Origin of the sequence: Tepidicella xavieri, assembly GCF_004363315.1 — a bacterium.
Lineage (GTDB): Bacteria > Pseudomonadota > Gammaproteobacteria > Burkholderiales > Burkholderiaceae_C > Tepidicella > Tepidicella xavieri.
Genome location: NZ_SNYL01000004.1, coordinates 1 through 23,469, shown reverse-complemented (window position 1 = coordinate 23,469; position 23,469 = coordinate 1). Strand labels below are relative to the sequence as shown.

Here is a 23,469-nt window from a genome sequence, read left to right as displayed (position 1 = left end):
ACTGAGCCCAAGCCTGATGGGGCTTTTTCAATGCCCCTGATGCAGCTTTTCGTGGATGCGGCGTGTGGTGCGCCAGACCGCCCACAGCACCAGGGGAATGAGCGCACCGGTGGCGATTTCCGGATGCACCGGCACCCCCGCCGACTTCAGCGCCTTGGCACCATACAGGAGCAAGCTGACCACGTAATAGGAAATCGCCGCGATGGACAAGCCTTCCACCGTGGTCTGCAGCCGCAATTGCAGTTCCTGCCCGCGCGTGAGCTTTTCCAGCAATTGCTGGTTCTGCCCTTCGGTGGCGATGTCTACCCGGGTACGCAGCAGGGCGCTGGTGCGCGTCACCCGCTCGGACAAGGAAGTGAGCCGCTGCGCCGTGGAGGCCACCGTGGCCATGGCTGGCGAGAGGCGGCGCTGCATGAACTCACCGATCGTCTGCGTGCCCGGAATCGGCGTCTCGTGCAGTTCCGCGATGCGCTGCGAGACCAGGTCGTCATAGGCACGGGTGGCCGAAAACCGGAAGCCATGCTGCGCCATGGCCTTTTCCACGCGAGCGGCCAGCGACATCAGGGTATCGAGCATCGCCTGGTCCGACATCGCCTTTTGCTCCAGCGCCACGGTAATTTGGGCCAACTGCTGTTCGGCCTGCGCCAGTTCCGGCAGGAGCGCCTTGACCACCGGCAAGCCGCGCAGCGCCATGAGACGATAGGTTTCCAGTTCCAGCAGGCGCTGAGAAATCCGGCCGGCTCGCATGTCGCTGGTGTCGGGCGGCGCAATGACCAGCATCCGCTCGAAGCCGTCGTCTCGCACACGGAAATCGGTGGCCACCATGGCGGGCGAAAAGCTGCCCATGAGCGAAGCCACCACCATCGAACTGCCAAACCAGGGCCGCGCCTGCTGGACGCAGGCCACGGGGTCGGCAAGGTCGCCGGTGAGCATCGCCAGCGCGATCGCGCAAAAGGTGCGCCCTGGCACCTGTGCCAGCCACCCTTCGGGCAAGGCCAGATTCGACAGAATATCGGGCTCGGCCGCCCCCAGCCCGGCACCTGGCGGCAAGGCTTGCACCAGCGTGTAGCGGGTGAATTCGGTATGCCGCTCCCATTTGAGCCTGCACTGCGGCAAACGCAGACTGAGGAAATTGCCTTGCAGCGCCTCGACGCTCAACCCCTCCTGGCCCGGCAGGCGGCGCAAGTGCTCACACTCCTGGCCCCTGCTCACGCCATCGTTGGCCACAGCCAACAACACCACCAAAGCAGGCAGCCGAATGCGCGCAGACGGCCGCGCGTGCACCTCGTTGTGCAGCACGAGGCGCTCAGCATCATCGGGGGGCAGGAGGCGGGGGGCTGAAGCAGCATGCGTCATCATGCATTCATCATACCCTCAGGGGTGTGATATGCGTGCAACACTGCCCAACCAAGCGCCTGGCTGGCCTCAAAAAAACGGGAGGCTTGTACCTCCCATTTTTCACGCTGTTGGGGCAGCTGGCGTCGGCTGGCCCCATGTCTTGACGCTCAAGCCCCGAGCTTTTCCTTGATGCGGGCGGACTTGCCGCTGCGATCACGCAGGTAGTACAGCTTGGCGCGGCGCACGTCACCACGGCGCTTGACCTCGATCTTGGCGATACGGGGGCTGTACAGGGGGAAGGTACGCTCCACGCCTTCGCCGTTGGAGATCTTGCGGACGATGAAGCTGGAGTTCAGGCCACGGTTGCGCTTGGCAATGACCACGCCTTCGTAAGCCTGGACACGCTTGCGGTTGCCTTCCACCACGTTGACGCTCACCACGACGGTGTCGCCAGGGGCAAACTCAGGAATTTCCTTGTTCAGACGAGCAATTTCTTCTTGTTCAAGGATTTGGATCAGGTTCATGGTTTCCTTCAAAACGATCGTGGCCGCGCTACACAAAAGGCCCACCGGCAGCCCACTGGCTACCGATCGAGTGCCACACCCTGCGACACTCTCGGGCGGCCGACCAGAGGATCGAAAGCCTTTAATTATAACTTGGGCCAAAGAAGAAACACAATATGCCGGGAGTCAGCGACCACTCCAGCACCGTCAACCCCAGGCCCGCCAGACCCTCAGCGTGGAGATCAATGGTTCGGACCCTGCCTGGAGGCAGCCGTCTGCAGCAAGGCGAGCCAGCGCTCATCGTCTGGGGAAAGGCGGCCTGCGGCACGGGCTTGGTCGATCAATTCGGGGCGCAGGCGGGCCGACAGTGACAGCCGCTCGCGCCGGCGCCACTGCTCGATCTGTCCGTGGTGCCCGGAAAGCAGCACGGGCGGTACGGCGGCCTGGCCACGCGGGCCTTGCCACACTTCGGGCCGGGTGTAGTGCGGGCAGTCCAGCAGGCCGTCGAGCGCTGGATTGAAGCTGTCTTGTTGGTGGCTGCCGGCGTCATTGAGCACGCCGGGCTGCAGCCGCGCCACGGCATCGAGCCAGGCCATGGCCGCCACCTCGCCGCCTGAGAGAACAAAGTCACCCAGGCTGATCTGCACGTCCACGCACTGGTCGATGAAACGCTGGTCGATGCCCTCGTAGCGGCCGCACACGAGGATGGCGCCGGGGCCTTGGGCTTCGCGAGCCACCAGCGCATGGTCCATGCGGCGGCCCAGCGGCGAGAACAGCACGGTGGGCGCTGGCGGTGCCCCTTCGGCCTGGCGCTGCTCGCGCACCGCCTGCCAGCAACGCGCCAGCGGATCGGCCAGCATGACCATGCCCGGCCCGCCGCCAAACGGGCGGTCATCGACGCGGCGGTAATTGCCCTCGGCGTAGTCGCGCAGCGGCCACAAGCGCACGTCCACCTGCCCGCTGGCAAACGCACGCCGGTTGATGCCATGCTGCAAAAACGGCCCGAACAATTCGGGAAACAGGGTGATGACGTCGAAGCGCATGACGCGGGCCGCCGGATTCGACTCAGTAGTCCGGCTGCCAATCCACGGTGATGCGGCGCGCGGCTTGGTCCACCGCATCCACATACGCCGAGACGAAGGGAATGAGACGCTCTTGCATCTGACCCTCGGCCTCGTATTCGAGGACCAGCACGGCATGGGGGCCGGTGGGCATGAGGTCGCGAACCGTCCCCAGCATCACGCCCTGCCGATTGACCACCGACAGGCCAATGAGATCCACCCAGTAAAACTCGTCCGGGTCGTCGGTTTCGGGGAAATCGGCCCGCGCGATGAAAATGCGCGCGCCTTTGAGCGATTCGGCCGCATTGCGGTCGGCCACGGCGTCGAGCTGGGCCACCAGGCCATCGCCATGGACTTTGACGTGCTGCACATCCACCGCCACGGTGCCGACAAAGGCATCGAAGCCCCGGGCGTAGCGCCCTTCGGGTGGCGCAAGATACCAGCGAGAGGCATGGAACAGCGCGTCAGGGGCGGCGCTGTAAGGGTGCAGGCGCACCCAGCCTTTGATGCCCCAGGCCTCTTGAATCCGCCCCACCTCCACCGCATCAGGCGGCAGAGGCGCGGGACTCAAGCCAGGCACCAGGGCCATGCGGACTCGCGCGGATCAGGCCGCAGCCGGCGCGGCTTTGGCGGCTTGCTTGATCAGGCGGGCCACGGTGTCGGACGGGGTGGCACCCACGCCCATCCAGTAGGTCAGGCGGTCCTGAGCGATGCGCAGGGGCTCCTCACCGCCCTTGGCCAGGGGGTTGTAAAAGCCGATGCGCTCGATGAAGCGGCCGTCACGACGGGCGCGCTTGTCGGCCACGACGATGTTGTAGAACGGACGGGCCTTGGCGCCGCCGCGGGAGAGTCGAATCACGACCATGATTTATCCTTCGGGTGGTAGAGGGAATTTTCGCAACGCCTGAGACACACGACTGACCACCCGGCCAGCGAAACGTTGCAAACCGCGCATTATAACCCTCGCCCACTTCTGAGCACAAGCCATGATCCTCATCCGCCCGAGCAGCGACGCCGACATCGATGCCATCGCCTCGATCTATGCCCACCACGTGCTGCACGGCACCGCCACCTTTGAAACCGCCCCGCCCTCCGCGCTTGAAATGGCGCAACGCCGCAGCGATGTGCTCAGCAAAGGCCTGCCCTGGCTGGTCGTGGAGGTCGATGGCCGCGTCCAGGGCTACGCTTATGCCAACTGGTTCCGGCCTCGGGACGCTTTTCGCTATTGCGCCGAGGACTCGATTTACCTGGCCCCTGGCATGGAAGGCCGTGGGCTGGGTCGTGCGCTGCTGGCCGAACTGCTGCGCTGCTGCGAAAGCGCCGGCATGCGCAAGATGGTGGCCGTGATCGGGGATTCGGCCAACCAAGGGTCCATCGGCCTGCACCGGGCGTTGGGCTTTGCCCATGCCGGCACCATGGCCGCCAGCGGCTGGAAGCTGGGGCGCTGGCTGGACATCGTGCTCATGGAACGCGCCCTGGGCCCAGGCGGCAGCACGCCGCCGTCGGTCACGGATGGAACTTTTTCGGCCACCGCCGCACAGACCTGACCATGACGACGAGTTCCCTCTCTGCCCCCACCCGCAAACCCCGCAACAAGACTGTCGCTGCCTGGCTGGCGTTCGTGGGCGGCGCCTTTGGCTGGCACCGACTGTACCTGCACGGCTGGCTGGACGTGTGGGTCTGGGCGCACGTGATCGCGACCGCCCTGGGCCTGTGGGGCGTGGATCGGGTGTTTGCCTATGGCCAGGACGACAAGCTCTCGTGGCTGCTGCTGCCCTTGCTCGGCTTCAGCATCGCGGCGGCCTGCCTCACCGGCATCCTGTATGCCCTGGCCACGCCAGAGCAGTGGAACGCGACACACAATCCCGGGCATCCGCCCGAATCGCCGGCCGGCTCCACCAACTGGCTGACCATCGGCGCCCTGGTGCTGGCGCTGATGTTGGGGGCCATCGCGCTGATTTCGGGCTTGGCGTTCGGGTTTCAGCGCTACTTCGAATACCAGATCGAGGAAGGCCTGAAGCTGAGCCAGTGATGGCGCACCTTGCACTGCCCCACGCGCCTCAGACCGGCACCAGCCAGGACATGACCAGCATGACCGCGCTGAGCGTGAGCAGCGACAAGGCGGTGGACATGCCCATGGTGGCGGTGGTCAGGTCTTCGACCACCCGGTAGCGCTGCGCGAACAGGAACACATTGGCGCCGGTGGGCAGCCCGGCGGCCACCACCATCACCACCAGCGCCAGCCCGGTGATGCCGAATGCCCAGGCGCTGAGGCCCACCAGCACAGGCAGCAGCAGGTTCTTGCTGACGGACAGCCACAAGGCCATGCGCCAGTGGCCTGCCAGCGGCGTGGCGGCCAGGCTCACGCCCACCAGCACCAGCGCCAGCGGGCCGAAGGCGCTGCCCAGCAATTGCAGCGGCTTGTCCACCACCGTGGGCAGGGTGAGGCCGGTTTGCGCAAACAACAGCCCACAGACGATGGGCAGGGGGATCGGGTGGATCACCGACCCTTTGATGGCCGACCAGGCCGTCTGCCACAGATGGGGAGCGTCGCCACCCCGGTCCCGGGCTTCGCGGGCCGCCGCCAATTCCAGCACGATGGCGCCTGCGGTGAGCAGAATGAGTGCATGGACCGACACCAGCGTGAGCAGCGTCACCAGTCCTTCCTGTCCGTAGGCCAACCCCACCAGGGTGATGCCAATCATCACCATGTTGCTGAAAGTGCCGGCCAGCGCCATCACCACGCTGCGGCAGTTGAATCCGCGCCAAGCGATGCTCAGCGCCAAGAGCAGGCCAGCAGCGAGGAAATAGGCCGCGATCGGCGTGAGGTCGAGTTCGTCCAGGCGCACCGTGCTCATGGTGCGAAACAGCAGCGCCGGGATCAGCAACAGGAAAACGAGATTGGACAGGTCCTTGACCGCGTCGCCGCGTATCCACTGGCGCCGGCCGGCGAGGAAACCGACACCAATGAGCAGGAAGACCGGGGTGAGGGACTGAAAGACGGGATGGTCGGCAACGTTCACCGGGCAAGTGTAGCGAGTGCTGCGGACTCACTTGGCCCATTCGGCAAAGACCTGCCGCAACTTGCGCACCTTGGGCGCGGCCACCGCCATGCAGTATCCGTGGAAAGGATGACGGGCAAAAAAATCCTGGTGTTCGTCTTCGGCGCGGTGGTAGTTGCGCAGGGGCGCCACTTCCGTGACGATGGGCGCGTCGAACACCCCCTGCGCTTGCAATTCGTCGATCAACGCCTGGGCCACCTCGGCCTGCTCCGGCCGGGTCCAGTAGATGCCGCTGCGGTATTGGGTGCCCACGTCGGCGCCCTGCCGATTGGGGGTGGTGGGGTCGTGCACGGCAAAGAAAATCTCCAGGATCTGCCGCAGCCCGATGACGGCAGGGTCGAACACCACGCGCACCACTTCGGCATGCCCAGTGTCGCCGGCGCACACCGCTTCGTAGGTGGGCGCTGGCGTCTGGCCGTTGCTGTAGCCGGATTCGACATCGAGCACGCCACGCACCTGATCGAATACGGCCTCCACACACCAAAAACAACCGCCGGCCAACACCACGGTTTCTGAATGTTCCATGCGCGACTCCTGGCAAAACACGGGCCCTCGAACCGCGGGATGCGCAACCCCCACACCGGCGAAGGGCCTGAATTCTGCTAGGGTACTGCACCTATGATGCTTTCGCTAGATTTCCTGGCCATTCCCCTGCTGGTGGCTGCCGCGTTGGTGTTCGTCAGCCTGCTGGCGGGCATGTTTTCGGCCCGATTGGGCTTTTCTTTTCTGCTGGTGTTTCTGGTGGCCGGCATGTTGCTGGGCGAGGACGGGCCCGGCGGCGTGGTGTTCGAGGATTACAAGCTCGCCTTCTGGGTGGGCAACGTGGCGCTGGCCGTGATCCTGCTGGACGGCGGCCTGCGCACCCACCACAGCACGTTCCGCACCGGACTCAAGCCTGCGCTGTGGCTGGCCACGGTGGGCGTGCTGGTCAGCGCGGCCATCACGGGCATCGCGGCCCACTGGCTGCTGGGCCTGAGCTGGCAGATGGCGTTGCTACTGGGGGCCATCGTCGGCTCCACCGACGCGGCAGCGGTGTTCTCGCTGCTCAAGTCCTCGGGGGTGCGGCTCAATGAGCGCGTGGCGGCCACGCTGGAGATCGAATCCGGCATGAACGACCCGATGGCGGTCTTTCTCACGCTGGCGCTGATCGGCTGGATCGTGAATGCGGCGCACGGCTGGGCGCCGGAATTGGCCTGGTGGTGGCCGCTGTGGAGCCTGGTGTTGCAGTTTGGCTGGGGCGTAGCGATCGGGCTGGGGGCGGGCTGGGGCTTTGCCTTGCTGCTGCGGCGGCTGACGCTGTGGGCACGGCCCAGCGGCGGCGTGCGGGCCCTGCTGCTGACTTCGGCCGGCCTGAGCGTGTTTGCCTTCACCACCTGGGTGGGCGGATCGGGGTTTTTGGCGGTCTATGTGTTTGGCGTGCTCGTGGCCAACCGGGCGCCGCAAAGCGTCACGCCCGCGCTGTCGGCCATGGACGGTTTCGCCTGGCTTTCCCAAGCGGCGATGTTCCTGATGCTGGGATTGCTGGTCACTCCCACGGAAGCGCTGCGCACCTTGTGGCCGGCCTTGGGCGTGGCGGCGGTGTTGATGCTGGTGGCACGCCCGATCTCGGTCTGGCTGTGCCTCAAGCCGCTGCGCTTCACGAGGCACGAAATGGCCTTCATCTCCTGGGTGGGCTTGCGCGGCGCGGTGCCCATCGTGCTGGCGGTGTTTCCGGTCATGGCGGGCATCGAGGGGGCCAAGGCCTACACGAATGTGGCCTTGATCGTGGTGCTGGCATCGCTGGTGCTGCAGGGGTCTACCATTCCTTGGAGCGCACGACGTGCCGGCGTGGCCTTGCCGGATGCCGCTGACACGGCGCGCGCGCGCGAAGTCTTTGGCGATTTCGAAGTGCCCGGCCACACCCGCATGGCCGACCTCTGCGGCTTCTATGGCTGGCCCCTGACTGAACCGGGGCACCAGAGCGTGGCCGAATGGCTGACCCAGGCGCTGGAGCGTCCCCCGGTGGAAGGCGATCACGCCACGCTGGGTCACGCCGAACTCAGCGTGCGGTCCATGGAGGATGGCGCCATCGTGCGGGTGGGCATCCGGCTGCTGGAAAGCCCCGAAGCCACCGCCGATTGATTGAGGCCTCAACTATTTTTCATCCACTGTTGCAAATAACCGACACCACGGGCCGCGGGCCGGTGCTACCTTCCGGCCATGCCTACCGTGATCGACATTTCGCCGCCTGTCGGTCCGGGCACGCCGGTCTTTCCGGGCGACACCGCCTACGCCCAGACGTGGGTGGCCCGAATCGGCCCTGGCTGCCCGGTCAACGTCAGCGCCATCACCACCACGCCGCACGCGGGCGCGCACGCAGACGCCCCGCTGCACTACGACCCGCAAGGCGCCTCGATTGGCGCGGTGGCGCTGGAACCGTATCTGGGCCTGTGCCGGGTGGTGCATGCGATTGGCGTGCGGCCTTTGGTGCAATGGCACCATGTCTGCCATGCCCTGCCCGATGAGGCCACCCTGCCGGCGCGGGTGCTCGTCCGCACCTATGCGCACATGCCCGCCGACCGCTGGGACCCGGCATTGACCGCCTTCGACCCCGAATTGCTGGAACGGCTGGCCGACCGGGGCGTGAAGCTCGTCGGCATCGACACCGCCAGCATCGACCCGGCCGACAGCAAGACGCTGGACAGCCACCAAGTCATCCGCCGGCGCGACATGCGGGTGCTGGAAAACCTGTGCCTGGACGCCGTGCCCGAAGGTGACTACGAACTCATCGCCCTGCCCCTCAAACTCATGACCGCAGACGCCAGCCCTGTGCGGGCGGTGCTGCGCACCCTGGACTGAACCCATGACCACTTTGCCAGACTGCCAGGCGCTCGACGCCCGTGACCCCCTGTCGCCCCTGCGGGCGCTGTTCCACATCCCCGAGGGAGTGATTTACCTCGACGGCAACTCGCTCGGGGTGATGCCTCGCGCCACCGCCGCACGCGTGCAGGCCGTGGTGCAAGAGGAATGGGGGGTGGGGCTGATCCGCAGTTGGAACACCGCCGGATGGTTCGAATGGCCGCAGCGCATCGGCGACAAGATCGGCCGCCTCATCGGTGCCGGCCCGGGGCAAACCGTGGCCACCGACAGCACCTCGGTCAACCTGTTCAAGGTGCTGAGCCTGGCCATGGCCTTGCAGCAGCGCCGGGCACCCGAGCGCCGCACCATCGTCAGCGAGCGCAGCAACTTCCCCACCGACCTGTACATCGCCGAAGCGCTGTGCCGTCAGCACGGCTGGACGCTGCGACTCATCGATGCGGCCGAACTGCCCGGCTGCCTGGGCGGCAACACCGGCGTGCTCATGCTCACCCACGTGAACTACCGCACCGGCGCCATGCACGACATGGCGGGCATCACCGCCGCCGCGCACGCCGCTGGGGCCCTGACCGTGTGGGACCTGGCCCACAGCGCCGGGGCCGTGCCGGTGGACCTCAACGGCGCGAATGCCGATTTCGCCGTGGGCTGCGGCTACAAATACCTCAACGGCGGCCCAGGCGCTCCGGCCTTTGCCTGGCTGCATCCCCGCCATGCGGCCGCGCTCGGCCCCGACCTGTGGCAGCCCTTGGCTGGCTGGTGGGGCCACGCCGCCCCGTTTGCTTTCACGCCCAACTACCAGCCGGCCCCCGGCATCGGTCGGTTCTTGTGCGGCACGCAGCCCATCATCAGCCTGGCGGCGCTCGAATGCGGCGTGGACACCGTGCTCGCTGCCGAACCGTTGGGCGGCATGGCCGCGCTGCGCGCCAAATCCCTCGCGCTGACCGACCTGTTCATCGACCTGGTGGAAGAGCGTTGCGCCGGCCACGGTCTGGAACTGGTCACGCCGCGTAGCCACGCCCAGCGCGGCTCGCAAGTGTGCCTGAGCCGGCAGACGGGGGCTTATGCCATCGTGCAGGCCTTGATCGCGCGCGGCGTGATCGGCGATTTTCGCGCGGGCGACGATCAGCAGCCCGACATCCTGCGCTTTGGCTTCACGCCGCTGTACCTCAGCCATGCCGACGTCTGGCACGCCGTGGAGCACTTGCGGCAGGTGCTGGACAGCGGCGAGTGGCAACGCCCCGAATTCCACCGCCAGCACGCCGTGACCTGACACCGTCCCGCCACGCGAAAGCCCCTCATGAGCCCTCAACCATCGCCTCCCGAAACGCACGCCTGTCCCTTCCATGCCCCCGGCACGGCAGAGGCCATCGTCCACGAGGAAAAGGCCCAGCTCGATTTCAGCCGCGCCATGAGCTACGGTGACTATCTGCAGCTCGATGCCATCCTCAACGCCCAGAAGCCCCTGTCGCCAGACCACAACGAGATGCTGTTCATCATCCAGCATCAGACCAGCGAGTTGTGGATGAAGCTGATGTTGCACGAGTTGCGCGCCGCCGTGGCCTGCGTGGCGCGGGACCAGCTGCCGGCCGCGTTCAAGATGCTGGCCCGGGTCAGCCGCATCATGGAGCAGTTGGTGCACGCCTGGGACGTGCTGGCCACCATGACGCCCCCGGAGTACAGCGCGATCCGGCCCTATCTGGCGCAATCCAGCGGCTTTCAGAGCTACCAATACCGCTGCATCGAATTCGCGCTGGGCAACAAGAACGCCGCCATGCTCAAGCCCCACGCCCACCGCAGCGACCTGCTGGCCCAGGTACAGGCGGCCTACGAGGCTCCCTCCCTCTATGACGAGGCGTTGCGCCTGTTGGCGCGGCGGGGCCTGGCGATCCCGGCTACGCACGCCGAGCGCGACTGGCGCCAGCCCTACGTGGAAAGCGAAGCGGTGGAGCAAGCCTGGCTGCAGGTGTACCGCCAGCCCGAGCAGCACTGGGACCTGTACCAACTCGGCGAAGAACTCACCGACCTGGAAGACGCATTTCGTCTCTGGCGCTTCCGGCACCTGACGACGGTGGAGCGGGTGATCGGCCTCAAGCGCGGCACGGGCGGCACCAGTGGCACCGCCTATCTGCGCAAGATGTTGGACGTGGTGCTGTTCCCCGAAATCTGGAAACTGCGCACCGACCTCTGACGCCGGCCAGCGGCTCAGGCCGGCGGCATCATGGGCAGCGCCGGGGCGTCCAGCACGCCTTGCAGGGCGGCGGCCAACGCAGCGGCCATGAACACCACGTTGGAAGGGTGCGTGATGCAGTCGGTGCTCCAGACCGCGCCGACACCAGCGGCATGCAGCACGTCCAGGGCATCGCCTGCGAACAGCGCGTGCGTGACGGCCACGTCCACCGAAACGGCGCCGGCTTCGCGCAACAGGCGCGCGGCTTGCGCCACAGTGTGCCCGGTGCTGGCCACGTCGTCGAGGATCACCACCTGCCGCCCGGCCCAGGCCCTGTCGGGCAACTCGATGCGCACCGAACGGTCCCCGTGCCGTACCTTGCGGCAGACCGCGCTGTCGTTGCCGTGCCGCCGGGCGGCCTGGGCCACCCATTGCGCCGATTCCTCGTCTGGCCCCAGCAGCAGCGCCCCTGGGCGCTGTCGGGCAATCCAGTCGGCCAGCGCCGGGGCGCCGCTGAGCACCACCGGCTGGGCCACCGGCACGGCTTCAGCCAGGGTGGCGACCCGGTGCAGGTGCGGATCGACCGTGATCACGGCATCGAACAGGTCTGCCAGCCAGGCGCCGACGATGCGTTGGCTGACCACCTCGCCGGGCTGAAACGCCATATCCTGCCGCATGTAGCCCAGGTAGGGGGCCACCAGCGTGAGATGCCCCACCCCGGCCTGACGGGCGTGGCGGGCCACCAGCAGCAGTTCCACCAGCTTCTCGTTGGGCCGATGCAGGCTGCGGTACACCACCACACGCGGGGGCAATGGCTCGGGCAGACGCAGGCGCAACTCCCCATCGGGGAAGCGGTGCCGTTGCACGGTCGCCACCGGCCAGCCTCCGGCTTCGGCCAGCCGGGTGACGGGGGCCGATTCGTCATCGAAACCAAGCAGCAAGGCAGGCGCAGACACGTTCAGAATTCCACGAACACACGAGGGACCTCGGCCGGCGTGCCGATGCGGTAAGCCGCATCGCGCTGGCTGGCCTGGCGGGCAAAGGCCAGGTCGGAGGGATAGGCGGCATGAACCCGGTACAGCACGTCACCGGCTTTGACCGGGTCGCCCAGCTTGCGCATCAGGTCCACCCCGGCGCCTTGCACCTTCGGGGCACCGGCCAGTTGGGCGATGCGGGCGATTTGCAGATTGTCGATGCCGGTGACGACGCCGTCGCGCTCGGCCTGCACCTCGAAGGTGAGCGCGCCCAGCGCGGGATGCTCGGGATCGAATGGGTGCGCGCCCTGCGCCGCGATGATGGCGAGCATCTTCTCCAGCGCCCGCCCGGAATCGAGGATGTCGCGGGCGATCGCGTAGCCGTCACCGCCACGGATATCGGGATCGCACTCCAGCAGGCGGCCCGCCAGGCGCAGCGATTTCTGGCGTAGATCCTGGGGCGCCAGCGGATGGTTTTGCAGCACGCGCATCACGTCGCGCGCCTCCAGCATGGGCCCCACGCCATGGCCGATGGGTTGCCGGCCATCGGTGATGACCACGTCCAGCGACAGGCCCAGGCGGTGGGCCACGTATTCAAACAAGCGACGCAGCCGCTGCGCATCGGGCATGGAGCGCACCTTGGCCGTGGGGCCGATCGGAATGTCGAGCACCAGATGGTTGGAGCCGGCCGCGACCTTTTTGCTGAGGATCGAGGCAACCATCTGCCCGGGCGAATCGAGCGACAGCGGGCGTTCGACCGAAATCAGCACATCGTCGGCGGGCGACAGATCGGCCGTGCCTCCCCAGGCAAGGCAAGCCCGATGCTCGCGCACGATCTCGCCCAGCCGATCGAATGGCAGTTCGACCTGCGCCAGCACCTCCATGGTGTCGGCCGTGCCCGCCGGCGAGGTGATGGCGCGCGAGGACGTCTTGGGACACACCAGTCCGTGCGCCGCCACGATCGGCACCACCAGCATCGACGTGCGGTTGCCCGGTATGCCGCCGATGCAATGCTTGTCCACCACCAGTCGCTCGCGCCAATCCACCCGCCGGCCACTGGCAATCATCGCTTCCGTGAGGAAAAAGACCTCCTCACGGTCCAACTCGCCCCGATGGGTGGCCACCACGAAAGCCGACAACTCGATCTTGGAGTAGCGGTGCTCGGCGATGTCGCGCACGATGGCGTGAAAGTCCTCCCGGCTCAGGCGCTCGCCGTGGATCTTGCGGTGCAGCGCAGCGATCGACGCCGGCGGCTCGGCCTGCGCGACGAAGGCCGGGTGCCCCGGCTCGACGCCCATCTGGGCAAAAGCGTCTTCGGACAGGCCCAGCTCGTGGCACTGCACGATGCGCGGGTCGGAGGTGACGTTGAGCGTGGCCAGGATGCGCCGGCCGTTGGCACGCACCTCGACCTTGGACAGGGCCTGAAACCCGGCCGCGCGGTAGATGGCGCAATCGCGGTGCAGATAGGCCACGTTTTCGCGGTAGGTGTCAATGGCGACGCGGCGCAACCGCAGTCCGCCATCACCGGCCGCCACCTGTGCCGCGGCGGCTTCGGGGCTGCTGTGCGAAGTCATGGCGCTGCGGTCACTGCGGGCGGATTTGGTTGCGCTCGATCACCTCGCGCATGCGGGCGGTGTCGGTGCGCACGCGGTTGGCCAGGCCCTCGGCCGAGGTGCCGGCCACCTGCCAGCCCTGGGCGAAAAGTTTTTCGCGAATCTCGGGGCGGCGCACGATCTCGGCCAGCGCCGCCGAAACGCGCTGAATATGGGCCGGATTCATGCGGGCCGGCGCGGCCACCGCGTTCCAGATCTCCAGTTGGAAACCCGGCAGACCCAATTCAGCCAGGCTGGGCACCTGGGGCACCAGCGCGCTGCGCCCCGCCGAGGTCAAGCCCACGGCCTTCAGACGCCCCGCCTGCACCTGCGGCATGGCCAGCCCCGGCGGCAGGAGCGCGACCTGCACATCCCCCTGGATCATGGCATTGATGACTTGCGGATTGCCCGGGTATGGCACGTGAACCGCCTGCCACCCTGCGGCGCCTTTGAGCATCTCCATGCCGATGTGGGCCACCGTCCCCACGCCGGGCGTGCCGTAGTTCCAGCGCGCGCCGGCCTGGCGGCCCGCAGCCAGCACAGCGGCGCCCTCCCCGGGCACCTGGGCGCCAGCGGTCAGCACCAGCGGCGCCGTGGCCAGCAGCGAGACGGGCGCCAGGTCGGTCAGCGGGTCGTAGGGCGTGGCGGGATTGAGGATCTTGGCGATGGTCATGTTGCCATTGATCATCAGCCCCAGCGTGTGGCCATCGTCGGCGCGGGCCACGGCATCGGCGGCCACATTGCCACCCGCGCCAGGGCGGTTTTCCACCACCACCGGCTGCCCCAGGGCCTGGGCCAGCGGCTCGGCAATGGCGCGGGCCATGAGATCCGGGGAGGAACCGGGCGGGAAGCCGACCAGCAGGCGCAGTGGCCGGTTTGGCCAGCCAGCTTGGGCCCAGGCCAGGCCACCGGCCATGCCCAGGCCCAGACCTGCGGCCAGGGCTTGAACGATCCGGCGACGGCCGGTCTGAAACAAGGGGTGGGAAGATGTCTGCATGCGTCGTCTCCTGTTCAAAGGGGTGATCACCCTCAACCATAACCGATCAACCAGGGGCTGGCGGGCCCGCGTACAGGCGCGGCACGTCGAGCAGGCGCTCGCCCAACCAGGCCATCGCCGTGTCCCGGCCCCAGCGCAGCACTCCCTGGGCGTGAAAGATGGTGCCGTTGCGCTGGGATCGGGCCTGCACCCAGGCACAGCGCCGCCAGCGGCAGGCGGCCCAGCGTTGCAGCAACGCCGGCCAATCGACAGGCAGCGATGAGGCCGCTGCCATCAACCGGCCCAGCACCCAGGCGTCTTCCAGCGCCATCGCGGCCCCCTGCGCCAGATACGGTCGCATGGGGTGGGCTGCATCGCCCAGCAGGGCCACGTTGTCGCGCGCCATGGCATGCGGGCCGGCCACTGGCGAGCGCCCACACAGCGGCCAAAGCCGCCACGACGGCACGGCCTGCAACACCCGCTGCAGATCCGGCGCCACCCGGCCCACGGCGGCCTGCAGCGCCTGCGCATGGGCCTGATGGTCCCAGCCGGCGGGGTCGGCGGGCCGCGGACCATGCACCACCACGACCACATTGAGCCACTCCCCGCCGCGCACCGGGTAGTGCACCGCATGCATGCGTGGCCCCAGCCACGCCCCCACCGCCGAGGCCACCTCCGCCCCAGACAGATCGGCTATCCGCGCCATGCCGCGATAGGCCAGATGACCACTGAATGCGGGGGCCGGATCGCCCCAAACCTGTTCCCGCACCCGGCTCCAGAGGCCATCGCAGCCCAGCAGGGCGCTGGCCTGCCAATCGGCCCCATCCTGCGTCGTCACCTGCACGCCAGCCGGCGTGGACTGCACCGTCTCCAGGCGCGCCTGCAACTGGCACCGCACCCCGCCTTCGGCCTGCACCGCATCGAGCAGCAGGCGGTGCAAATCGGCGCGGTGGATGGTCGCATAGGGGGCGCCGTAGCGCTGCTCGGCCCGCTCGCCCAGGCGCAAGCGCCCCAGTTCACGGCCCTCACGGACATCCCGCACGCTCAAGTGGGAGGGATACGCCGCCACCGCCCGCAGACCGTCATCCAGCCCCCAGTCGCGCAGCACGCGCACCGCATTGGGGCCCAGCTGGATGCCAGCGCCCACCTCCGAGAAGGCATCGGCCTGCTCCAGCAAGGCCACTTGCAGCGCCGGTTGCGCCCGGCGCATGGCCAGGGCCGCCGCCAGGCCGGCCATGCCGCCGCCGGCGATCAGCACATCCGCCGTGCGCGGCTGATGAACAGGCGCCACCGCGCTCAACGCAGCACCCAGCCCCAGTCGCGCAAGGTGTGCAGGGCACTTTCGCCCACGCCGGCGCCAAACCGCCGGGCCAGCCGTTGGGCCACGTTCTCGCGCTGGGTGTAGTCGATGATCTCTTCGGCCTGGATCACGTCACGGGCCACCTGCTCCAGACTGGCCAGATCGTCGGCCAGCCCGAGCGTGACGGCGCGCTGCCCGCTCCACACCAGGCCGCTGAAAATCTCGGGCGACTCCTGCAGCCGCTCGCCCCGGCCACGGCGTACCACCTCGATGAACTGCTGGTGAATGTCATCGAGCATTTCCTGCACGTGGCGCATCTGGGCCTCGGTCTGCGGGCTGAACGGGTCCATGAAACCCTTGTTCTCGCCCGCCGTCATGAGCCGGCGCTCCACGCCGATCTTGTCCATCAGTTCGGTGAAGCCAAAGCCGTTCATCATCACCCCAATGCTGCCGACGATGCTGGCTTTGTCCACATAGATGTTGTCGGCCGCCGAAGCGATGTAGTAGGCCGCCGAGGCGCAGGTTTCCTCCACCACGGCATGGATGGGCTTGTCGTGCAGGGCTTTGAGGCGGTGGATTTCGTCGGCGATGATGCCTGCCTGCACCGGACTGCCACCGGGGGAGTTGATGAGCAGCACCACCCCTTGGGCGCCGGGGTCCTCGAATGCCGAGCGCAGCGAGGCGACGATGGTCTGGGCGCTGGCCTCGGCGTCGGCGGCAATCGTGCCACGCACCTCGATGAGCGCGGTGTGGGGCTTGGTGGCCGCCCCCGTGGGTGCCACGTCGCGATAGACCAGCCCGATCAGCGCCGCCAGCAGTCCCAACCACAGCAGCCGGAAAAAGATGCGCCAGCGCCGTGCCGCACGTTGCTCCGCCAGCGTGGCGAAGACGAGTTTTTCGATCGTCTCCCGCTCCCAGCCAGCAGACGGTTTTTCTTTGTCGGTCGAAGGAAAGTCTTGCATGCGTGCTCTCAGAAAGACACCGGTTGAAGGTTGTATTGTGACCGCCAGAACACCACCCCATCGTGCTCCAGCACCTCGATCTTGATCAGCGGCCCGCGCCCCGGCCCACCGACGCAGGCGCCGGTATCGGGCCGAAACAATGCCCCGTGCGAGGCGCACACCAGCCGGTGCCCGGTCAAATCGAAGAAGTGATTGGGGCGCCAGTCCATTTCCATGGCCACATGGCTGCAACGGTTCAGATACGCGTGAACCACCCCCTGGTAGCGGATGGCAAATGCGCGGCAGGTCTGACCGCCGTAGACCACGTCGAACGGGCAGGCCAGACCGCCATCGACCAGGTCGTGGCTGTGGCACAGGGCATGAAGATCGGGCTGCGGGGGCTTCATCACCCTCAACAGTAGCGCAAACCCGCCCGTCACGAAAAATCCGGACAATATGGGCATGCATGCGACCCCCACTTCCACAGCCCGCCGCCCCCTGGTGCTGGGCTCGACCTCGCGCTACCGGCGCGAACTGCTGCAGCGCTTGGGGCTGCCTTTCGAGGTGCTGGCTTCACAGGTGGACGAAACGCCCCTGCCCGGAGAGGCCCCGGCCGCCTTGGCCCAGCGCCTCGCACTGGCCAAGGCGCGGGCCGTGGCCGCGCTGCGCCCACAGGCCATCGTCATCGGCAGCGACCAAGTGGCCGACCTCCACGGGCAGCCCTTGGGCAAGCCGGGGAATCACGAGCGCGCCACCGAGCAACTGCGCCGCATGAGCGGCCAGACCGTGCGCTTTGAGACCGCCGTGGCCGTGGCCTGCGCCGACATGGGCTTCGAGCGCTGCGAACGGGCCACGGTGGCCGTGCGTTTCCGAACGCTAGACGACGCCACCATCGAACGCTACCTGCGCGCCGAGCAGCCCTACGACTGCGCTGGCAGCGCCAAAAGCGAGGGCCTGGGCATCGCTTTGCTCGAACGCATCGACAACGACGACCCGACCGCGCTGATTGGTCTGCCGCTGATTCGCACCGCGCACCTGCTGCGCCAAGCCGGACTGGAACTGCCGTGACCCCCACGCCTGCTGCCCAATCGGGCCCGCGCCCGGGGCGCCTGTTTCTCGTACCCACCCCGCTGGATTTCGGCATCGACGCCGATGCCAGCCTCTCGGACTGCCTGCCCGAGCGCACGTTGGCCACCGCCGCGGGGCTGACCCATTGGATCGCGGAAAACGCCAAGAGCGCCCGTGCCTTCCTCAAACGGGTGCAGACCCGCCATCCGCTGGCCGCGCCGTTGCAAGCGCAGCACATCGCCGAACTGCCCCGGCACGTTCATAAGCAGGGGGATCACGACCCAAGCACGCGGTTCGACGCTCGCCCCCTGCTGGCAGCGGCGGTGGCGGGGCGAGACATGGGGCTGATCAGCGAAGCGGGCATGCCCGCGGTGGCTGACCCAGGGGCTTCGGTGGTGCGGGCCGCCCATGCGCTGGGGGTGCCGGTCGTGCCGCTGGTGGGCCCGGTGTCGCTGATGCTGGCGCTGGCGGCCAGTGGACTCAACGGCCAGCACTTTGCGTTTGTGGGCTATCTGCCCCAGGAAGCAACGGCACGGGCCCAACGGGTACGGGCACTGGAAGCGGTGGCGCAGAAAACCGGACAGACGCAGCTGTTCATCGAGACACCCTACCGCAACGAGGCGTTGCTCCAAGGGCTGTTGGCCACGCTGAAACCGGCCACCCGGCTGGCGGTGTGTTGTGGAGTCACGCTGCCGCAGCAGGCGGTGTTCAGCGCCACGGTGGCCGAGTGGAAACAACGGGCACCCAGGTTGCCGCTGGACTTGCCGGCGGTGTTTTTGGTGGGGCGATGAGTCGTTCGAGGGTCTGTGGGTGGGCGAGCCGAGGGTGAGGCCCGCGGGCCGTGCCCCACCCAGAACCACCGCCAACGCCCATCAATGCCGGAAGTGACGCACTCCGGTAAACACCATGGCCACGCCACGCTCGTTGGCCGCGTCGATCACCTCCTGGTCACGCATCGATCCACCCGGCTGGATGACGCACGAAGCCCCGGCATCGACCACCACATCCAGGCCGTCGCGGAACGGGAAAAACGCATCGGAGGCCACGGCCGTGCCTTGCAGACTCAGGCCCGCATGCTCGGCCTTGATGCTGGCGATGCGGGCGGAGTCCAGGCGGCTCATCTGCCCGGCGCCCACCCCCATCGTCATGCCGCCTTTGCAAAACACGATGGCATTGGACTTCACGTACTTGGCCACCTTCCAGGCGAACAGCAGATCGTCCAGTTGCTCGGGGGTGGGCTGCTTGACGGTGACGACCTTCAAATCGGCCAGCGTGATGTCGTGGTTGTCGGCGGTTTGCAGCAGCAGGCCCGAACCCACGCGCTTGATGTCGATGGCATTGCGGCCGTGCGCACCATCGGCCTGTCCGCTGCCTTGAGGCAGGGCAATCTTGAGCAGGCGCACATTGGTCTTGGGGCGGAAGACGGCCAGCGCTTCGGGGGTGAAGTCCGGCGCAATCAGCACCTCCACGAACTGCTTGGCCACGGCGTTGGCGGCTTCGCCGTCCAGCGTCCGGTTGAAAGCGATGATGCCACCGAAGGCGCTGGTCGGATCGGTCTGGAACGCCTTGCTGTAGGCCTGCAGCGGGTTCGCGCCCACCGCCACGCCGCAGGGGTTGGCGTGCTTGATGATCACACAGGCCGGCGTGTCAAAGCTCTTGACGCATTCCCAGGCCGCGTCGGCATCGGCGATGTTGTTGTAGCTCAATTCCTTGCCTTGCAGTTGCAAGCCCGTGACCAGCGAGCCCTGCGCCGGGTAGAGGTCGCGGTACAGAGCGGCCTGCTGGTGGCTGTTTTCGCCGTAGCGCAGGTCCTGCACCTTCACGAAACGGCCGTTGCTCTGGCCGGGGAACAACAGGCGCCGAGGTTCGGCGGTGTCTGCCGGCACCCCGGCGCTGACGTCCACGGCCGAGAGGTAGTCGCTGATGGCGGCGTCGTAGTTGCTGATGCGGTTGAAGGCGGCCACGGCCAGTTGGAAGCGGGTCAGGTCACTGACCTGGCCGCCGTCTTTGAGCTCGGCCACGACGATGGGGTATTGGCTGGCGTCGGTCAGCACGGCCACGTGCTTCCAGTTCTTGGCGGCGGAACGCACCATGGCCGGGCCGCCGATGTCGATGTTCTCGATCGCGTCGGCCAGCGTGCAACCGGGCTGGGCCACGGTGGCCTCGAAGGGGTAGAGGTTGACCACCAGGATGTCGATGGTGCCAATGCCGTGCTGCTGCAACGCCGCCATGTGCTCGGGCAGGTCGCGGCGCGCCAGCAGGCCGCCGTGCACCATGGGGTGCAGGGTCTTGACGCGGCCATCCAGCATTTCGGGAAAGCCGGTGACATCGGCCACTTCGGTCACGGGCAGGCCGTGGTCGGCCAGCAGCTTGGCGGTGCCGCCGGTGGAGATGAGCTGCACGCCCAGCGCGTGCAGTTCGCGCGCCAGGTCGAGCACGCCGGTTTTGTCAGAGACCGAGAGGAGAGCTTTCATCGGGATGGCCTTGCGTAGAGTCAAGAAAAGAAAAAACGGACGGGCGCCCGGCAGAGTCAGTCTGGCAACAGGCCGTGCTCCAGCAGCTTTTTGCGCAGGGTGTTGCGGTTGAGCCCCAGCCACTGGGCGGCCCGGGATTGGTTGTGCTGGGCGCGCGCCATCACCACTTCGAGCAGGGGTTTTTCGACGGCCCGCATGAGCATGTCGTGCATGTGGGCCGGCTCGGTGCCGTCCAGGTCGTTGAAATAGGCCTCGATATTGGCCTTGACGCAGTCGGAAAGAGGGGGAGCGCTCATGCGGCCAGGGTCAGAAGTTCGTCGTCGCGCGCGGACTCGTCGAAAAAGGCGCGCACGCACTGCAATTGGGTCTCGCAGCTTTCGCTGCGGTTGATGGCTTCACGGAACAACGCCGCGCGCGCGGCAGAACCCGGCAGGCAACGGGCATACCAGCCCAAGTGCTTGCGGGCGGTGCGCACGCCCGTGTACTCGCCGTAGAGGTCGTAGTGATCGTGCAGATGGTCCAGCAGCCATTGGCGCAGCTCGGCCACCGTAGGCGGCGGCAGATGCTCGCCCGTGGCCAAAAAGTGCGCCACCTCGCGGAACAGCCAGGGCCGCCCCTGCGCAGCGCGGCCGATCATGACGGCATCGCAGCCGGTGATCGCAAACACATCGCGGGCCTTTTCGGGGCTGTCGATGTCGCCGTTGGCCACCACGGGAATGCGCACGCTGGCCTTGATGGCTGCCACCGTGTCGTGCTCGGCCTGCCCTTTGTAACCCTGCTCGCGCGTGCGGCCATGGATGGTGAGCATCTGCACGCCAGCGCTTTCGGCGGCACGGGCCAGCACCGGCGCGTTCTTGGCGCTCTGGCACCAGCCAGTGCGCATTTTCAGGGTAACGGGCACGCCATGCGGCTGGCAAGCGCGCACCACGGCTTCGATGATGCCGATGGCCAGCGCCTCGTCCTGCATCAGGGCAGAGCCGGCCCATTTGTTGCAGACCTTCTTGGCCGGGCAGCCCATGTTGATGTCGATGATCTGGGCGCCGCGCTCGATGTTGTAACGGGCGGCCTCGGCCATCATGTCGGCATCGGTGCCGGCGATTTGCACCGCAATCGGGCCGGGCTCGCCAGCGTGGTTGGCGCGGCGCGAGGTTTTCAGGCTGTCGCGCAGCTCGGGCCGGGAGGTGACCATCTCGCTGACCGCATAGCCCGCCCCCAGCCGCTTGCACAAGCGGCGAAAGGGCCGATCCGTCACCCCGGCCATGGGGGCCACGAACAGGTGGTTGGGCAGCAAAAAGGGACCAAGTTGCATCGGGGAGCCGAAAACAAAAGCACCCGGGCGCATGGCACAGGGCCTGCGGCCCGCTGCCGACCAACGGATGCTGAAATTTTGTGCACGATTGTAACCTTGCCACCATCCCGTTACCTGGGCTGCCTATACTCGCGGCCCATGGAAGCCTGGTTGTGGTCACTGCTGGATACTCTGAGCCTGCCCCAGTACGGGCTGAGCACGGTATTCGTGGTGGCGTTCATCTCGGCCACCCTGTTGCCCATGGGATCAGAGCCCGTGCTGTTCGGCCTCGTCAAGCTCAACCCCGACCTGTTCTGGCCCGCCATTCTGGTGGCCACGGTGGGCAATACCCTGGGAGGCGTGGTGAGCTGGGCCATGGGCTATGGCGCTCACCAGGCGATCGACAAAGCCCGTGGCTCACCCACCCATCTGAAGGCGCTGGACTGGCTGGAGCGGTTCGGCCCCAAAGCCTGCTTGTTGAGCTGGCTGCCTGCCGTGGGCGACCCGCTGTGCGCGGTGGCGGGATGGCTCAAATTCCCACTGCTGCCGTGCATGGTGTACATGGCCATCGGCAAATTCCTGCGCTACCTGATCATGACGGCCGCCCTGCTGTGGCTGTTGCCCGGCGACTGGTTCGGCACGCACTGAGCGCGCGCAAGCCGGCCGCTCAGTCCGGAATCGCCCAGGCCGCGCGCATGCCTTGCTGCAAGCGGCGCCAGCCCGCCTCCACATCGGCCCAGGCCGCCATGGGCACCTCGGCCTCCAGCCGCCTGGCCTGCGCCGACAAGTCTGCCTGCCCCAAAGTGAGGCACACGCTCTTGAGGCTGTGGACAATGCGCCGCAATGCGGCCCGATCGGCTGTGGCCAGCGCATGCTCGGCCGCGGAGAAGTCCTGCCGGAACTGGGTCAGGCAGGACGCTCTGAATGCGATGAACAGTTGGGCATCGCCCTCGAAATAGCGAGACACGGCCTCCCGCTCAGGGGCCGACAAGCCCTCGGGCAAACAGCCGGTCATGCGTCTGCGTCGGGCCGATCGGACGGCGCGTCCTGCGGCAGCAGGTGTGCCATGGCTTCCTGAATCAACGGGGGCAAGGCCTGCACCAGCCGCGGCTTGTGCACCACGGGCACCCCATCGAGCGCAAACGCATAGGGGGCCCGCTGATCCTCGTCCAGCGCCGTCAGGACGATCAACTTGCACTGACCGAACAAGGCATGGCGGCGCAGCCCGGTGATCATGGTCGCACCGTCGATGCCCGGCAGCAGGATGTCCACGATGATCAAGTCCGGTTGCAGGTGACCGAACGAGACCAGGCCGGTGATGCCATCGTGCGCGATGTGCAGGTCCACCGACGGAAAGCGCTGCTTGACCAGCATCGCCACCAGGTTCTGGAAATGGGATGAGTCTTCGATCAGCAGGATGCGCGGCACATGCACGGCCACCCGGCGGCGGGCGCTTCGGCCTTCAGGGGCCGTGCCGTGCAAAGCCGCCACGCCGGTGACGCCGGCCCGGCTGCCCTGAATCCAGCGCTCCAGCGATTCCCGGGTGATCCGCCGATGCCCCCCCGGGGTTTTCCAGGCCTGCAAGTCGCCTCGGTCCACCATCAGTTGCACCGAACGCACGGCCATGCCCAGGATTTTGGCCACCTCCAGCGTGGTGTAGTAGCTGTCGGAAGACATGTCGGCATGTGGGGGCAGCTTGTTCATGGCGTCATTCTGCAACAAGCGGGTTATGAAATACAACCGAAATTGTAATAATTCTGTTGCATTCTGCTAAGGAAGGTCTGCAAAACCTTCCTGCCAGACTGCCGGGATGGGACAATAGCGACATGAAGCAGATGAGTCTGGAGGCGCCGATGTATACGGGCTTTG

At 67.1% G+C, this 23,469-nt stretch carries 27 protein-coding genes; 9 read left to right on the top strand and 18 right to left on the bottom strand.

Annotated features, from left to right (window positions below; all coding sequences use genetic code 11):
* Positions 1-27: 27 nt before the first annotated feature.
* The 5 genes from DFR43_RS04355 to rpsP all read right to left on the bottom strand — a co-directional run bounded on the left by DFR43_RS04355 (position 28) and on the right by rpsP (position 3,767).
* Complete coding sequence (locus tag DFR43_RS04355; RefSeq protein WP_133596147.1) at positions 28-1,359, bottom strand: DUF3422 family protein; 1,332 nt, start codon at positions 1,357-1,359, stop codon at positions 28-30.
* A gap of 146 nt (positions 1,360-1,505) precedes the next feature.
* Entirely contained in the window at positions 1,506-1,862 is a 357-nt protein-coding gene (rplS, locus tag DFR43_RS04350; protein WP_133596146.1) for a 50S ribosomal protein L19, read from the bottom strand.
* 221 nt (positions 1,863-2,083) lie between these two features.
* Positions 2,084-2,884, bottom strand: coding sequence for a tRNA (guanosine(37)-N1)-methyltransferase TrmD (gene trmD, locus DFR43_RS04345; RefSeq protein ID WP_133596145.1), 801 nt, complete (start codon positions 2,882-2,884; stop codon positions 2,084-2,086).
* Between the two features lie 22 nt (positions 2,885-2,906).
* On the bottom strand, positions 2,907-3,491 hold the full coding sequence (gene rimM, locus DFR43_RS04340) for a ribosome maturation factor RimM (RefSeq protein ID WP_133596144.1): 585 nt from the start codon (positions 3,489-3,491) through the stop codon (positions 2,907-2,909).
* Between the two features lie 15 nt (positions 3,492-3,506).
* Entirely contained in the window at positions 3,507-3,767 is a 261-nt protein-coding gene (gene rpsP / locus DFR43_RS04335) for a 30S ribosomal protein S16 (protein ID WP_133596143.1), read from the bottom strand.
* A gap of 121 nt (positions 3,768-3,888) precedes the next feature.
* On the opposite strand from rpsP, the gene DFR43_RS04330 reads away from it, so the two are divergent.
* Together DFR43_RS04330 and DFR43_RS04325 are read left to right on the top strand one after the other, a co-directional pair.
* Positions 3,889-4,449 (top strand): GNAT family N-acetyltransferase, encoded by a 561-nt coding sequence (locus DFR43_RS04330; RefSeq protein WP_133596142.1) that lies wholly within the window; start codon positions 3,889-3,891, stop codon positions 4,447-4,449.
* Between the two features lie 2 nt (positions 4,450-4,451).
* Positions 4,452-4,934 (top strand): hypothetical protein, encoded by a 483-nt coding sequence (locus DFR43_RS04325; RefSeq protein ID WP_133596141.1) that lies wholly within the window; start codon positions 4,452-4,454, stop codon positions 4,932-4,934.
* A 28-nt stretch (positions 4,935-4,962) separates the two neighbouring features.
* Here DFR43_RS04325 and DFR43_RS04320 read toward each other — a convergent pair whose 3' ends face one another.
* A complete protein-coding gene (locus DFR43_RS04320) occupies positions 4,963-5,925 on the bottom strand; it encodes an AEC family transporter (RefSeq protein WP_133596140.1) in 963 nt (320 codons plus the stop codon).
* A gap of 27 nt (positions 5,926-5,952) precedes the next feature.
* Positions 5,953-6,489: a peptide-methionine (S)-S-oxide reductase MsrA gene (gene msrA, locus DFR43_RS04315; protein WP_133596139.1), complete on the bottom strand. Its 537-nt coding sequence runs from the start codon at positions 6,487-6,489 to the stop codon at positions 5,953-5,955.
* 93 nt (positions 6,490-6,582) lie between these two features.
* Between msrA and DFR43_RS04310 the strand changes: the two genes are divergently transcribed.
* The 4 genes from DFR43_RS04310 to kynA all read left to right on the top strand — a co-directional run bounded on the left by DFR43_RS04310 (position 6,583) and on the right by kynA (position 11,008).
* Positions 6,583-8,085: a potassium/proton antiporter gene (locus DFR43_RS04310; RefSeq protein WP_133596138.1), complete on the top strand. Its 1,503-nt coding sequence runs from the start codon at positions 6,583-6,585 to the stop codon at positions 8,083-8,085.
* Positions 8,086-8,163: 78 nt separating this feature from the next.
* Entirely contained in the window at positions 8,164-8,802 is a 639-nt protein-coding gene (kynB, locus tag DFR43_RS04305) for an arylformamidase (protein ID WP_133596137.1), read from the top strand.
* A gap of 4 nt (positions 8,803-8,806) precedes the next feature.
* On the top strand, positions 8,807-10,090 hold the full coding sequence (kynU, locus tag DFR43_RS04300; protein ID WP_133596136.1) for a kynureninase: 1,284 nt from the start codon (positions 8,807-8,809) through the stop codon (positions 10,088-10,090).
* A 27-nt stretch (positions 10,091-10,117) separates the two neighbouring features.
* Positions 10,118-11,008 carry a tryptophan 2,3-dioxygenase gene (kynA, locus tag DFR43_RS04295; RefSeq protein ID WP_133596135.1) on the top strand — a complete coding sequence of 297 codons (891 nt, stop codon included), beginning with the start codon at positions 10,118-10,120 and terminating at the stop codon, positions 11,006-11,008.
* A gap of 14 nt (positions 11,009-11,022) precedes the next feature.
* Here the strand turns inward: kynA and DFR43_RS04290 are convergent, their stop codons facing one another.
* From DFR43_RS04290 to DFR43_RS04265, 6 genes are read right to left on the bottom strand one after another with little or no spacing between them, the layout of a single operon-like run.
* Entirely contained in the window at positions 11,023-11,952 is a 930-nt protein-coding gene (locus tag DFR43_RS04290) for a ribose-phosphate diphosphokinase (RefSeq protein ID WP_425471072.1), read from the bottom strand.
* Entirely contained in the window at positions 11,946-13,535 is a 1,590-nt protein-coding gene (locus tag DFR43_RS04285) for a thymidine phosphorylase family protein (protein WP_133596133.1), read from the bottom strand. Before DFR43_RS04285 ends, DFR43_RS04290 begins: the two co-directional genes overlap by 7 nt.
* A gap of 10 nt (positions 13,536-13,545) precedes the next feature.
* Complete coding sequence (locus DFR43_RS04280; RefSeq protein ID WP_211338597.1) at positions 13,546-14,550, bottom strand: Bug family tripartite tricarboxylate transporter substrate binding protein; 1,005 nt, start codon at positions 14,548-14,550, stop codon at positions 13,546-13,548.
* A gap of 46 nt (positions 14,551-14,596) precedes the next feature.
* Positions 14,597-15,820, bottom strand: coding sequence for an FAD-dependent monooxygenase (locus DFR43_RS04275; protein WP_281276366.1), 1,224 nt, complete (start codon positions 15,818-15,820; stop codon positions 14,597-14,599).
* A 5-nt stretch (positions 15,821-15,825) separates the two neighbouring features.
* The gene (locus tag DFR43_RS04270) at positions 15,826-16,791 is read right to left on the bottom strand and encodes a S49 family peptidase (protein ID WP_133596132.1); all 966 of its coding nucleotides are present in this window, start codon (positions 16,789-16,791) and stop codon (positions 15,826-15,828) included.
* 8 nt (positions 16,792-16,799) lie between these two features.
* On the bottom strand, positions 16,800-17,177 hold the full coding sequence (locus DFR43_RS04265) for a Rieske (2Fe-2S) protein (RefSeq protein WP_133596131.1): 378 nt from the start codon (positions 17,175-17,177) through the stop codon (positions 16,800-16,802).
* 55 nt (positions 17,178-17,232) lie between these two features.
* Here DFR43_RS04265 and DFR43_RS04260 point away from each other — a divergent pair, with 55 nt between their 5' ends.
* Positions 17,233-17,838 carry a Maf family nucleotide pyrophosphatase gene (locus tag DFR43_RS04260; protein ID WP_133596130.1) on the top strand — a complete coding sequence of 202 codons (606 nt, stop codon included), beginning with the start codon at positions 17,233-17,235 and terminating at the stop codon, positions 17,836-17,838.
* A complete protein-coding gene (locus DFR43_RS04255) occupies positions 17,835-18,629 on the top strand; it encodes an SAM-dependent methyltransferase (protein WP_133596129.1) in 795 nt (264 codons plus the stop codon). Before DFR43_RS04260 ends, DFR43_RS04255 begins: the two co-directional genes overlap by 4 nt.
* An 81-nt stretch (positions 18,630-18,710) precedes the next feature.
* On the opposite strand, the gene purH is transcribed toward DFR43_RS04255, so the two are convergent.
* From purH to dusB, 3 genes are read right to left on the bottom strand one after another with little or no spacing between them, the layout of a single operon-like run.
* A complete protein-coding gene (purH, locus tag DFR43_RS04250) occupies positions 18,711-20,312 on the bottom strand; it encodes a bifunctional phosphoribosylaminoimidazolecarboxamide formyltransferase/IMP cyclohydrolase (RefSeq protein WP_133596128.1) in 1,602 nt (533 codons plus the stop codon).
* 56 nt (positions 20,313-20,368) lie between these two features.
* Positions 20,369-20,608: a helix-turn-helix domain-containing protein gene (locus DFR43_RS04245; protein WP_133596127.1), complete on the bottom strand. Its 240-nt coding sequence runs from the start codon at positions 20,606-20,608 to the stop codon at positions 20,369-20,371.
* Positions 20,605-21,621, bottom strand: coding sequence for a tRNA dihydrouridine synthase DusB (gene dusB, locus DFR43_RS04240; RefSeq protein WP_133596126.1), 1,017 nt, complete (start codon positions 21,619-21,621; stop codon positions 20,605-20,607). The genes DFR43_RS04245 and dusB overlap by 4 nt, the downstream gene beginning before the upstream one ends.
* 138 nt (positions 21,622-21,759) lie before the next feature.
* Here dusB and DFR43_RS04235 point away from each other — a divergent pair, with 138 nt between their 5' ends.
* Positions 21,760-22,248 carry a YqaA family protein gene (locus DFR43_RS04235; protein WP_133596125.1) on the top strand — a complete coding sequence of 163 codons (489 nt, stop codon included), beginning with the start codon at positions 21,760-21,762 and terminating at the stop codon, positions 22,246-22,248.
* A gap of 19 nt (positions 22,249-22,267) precedes the next feature.
* Here DFR43_RS04235 and DFR43_RS04230 read toward each other — a convergent pair whose 3' ends face one another.
* Together DFR43_RS04230 and DFR43_RS04225 are read right to left on the bottom strand one after the other, a co-directional pair.
* Positions 22,268-22,615 (bottom strand): Hpt domain-containing protein, encoded by a 348-nt coding sequence (locus DFR43_RS04230; RefSeq protein WP_133596124.1) that lies wholly within the window; start codon positions 22,613-22,615, stop codon positions 22,268-22,270.
* Positions 22,612-23,304, bottom strand: a complete 693-nt coding sequence (locus DFR43_RS04225) for a helix-turn-helix domain-containing protein (protein ID WP_245988825.1) — start codon at positions 23,302-23,304, stop codon at positions 22,612-22,614. The genes DFR43_RS04230 and DFR43_RS04225 overlap by 4 nt, the downstream gene beginning before the upstream one ends.
* Positions 23,305-23,469: the final 165 nt, after the last annotated feature.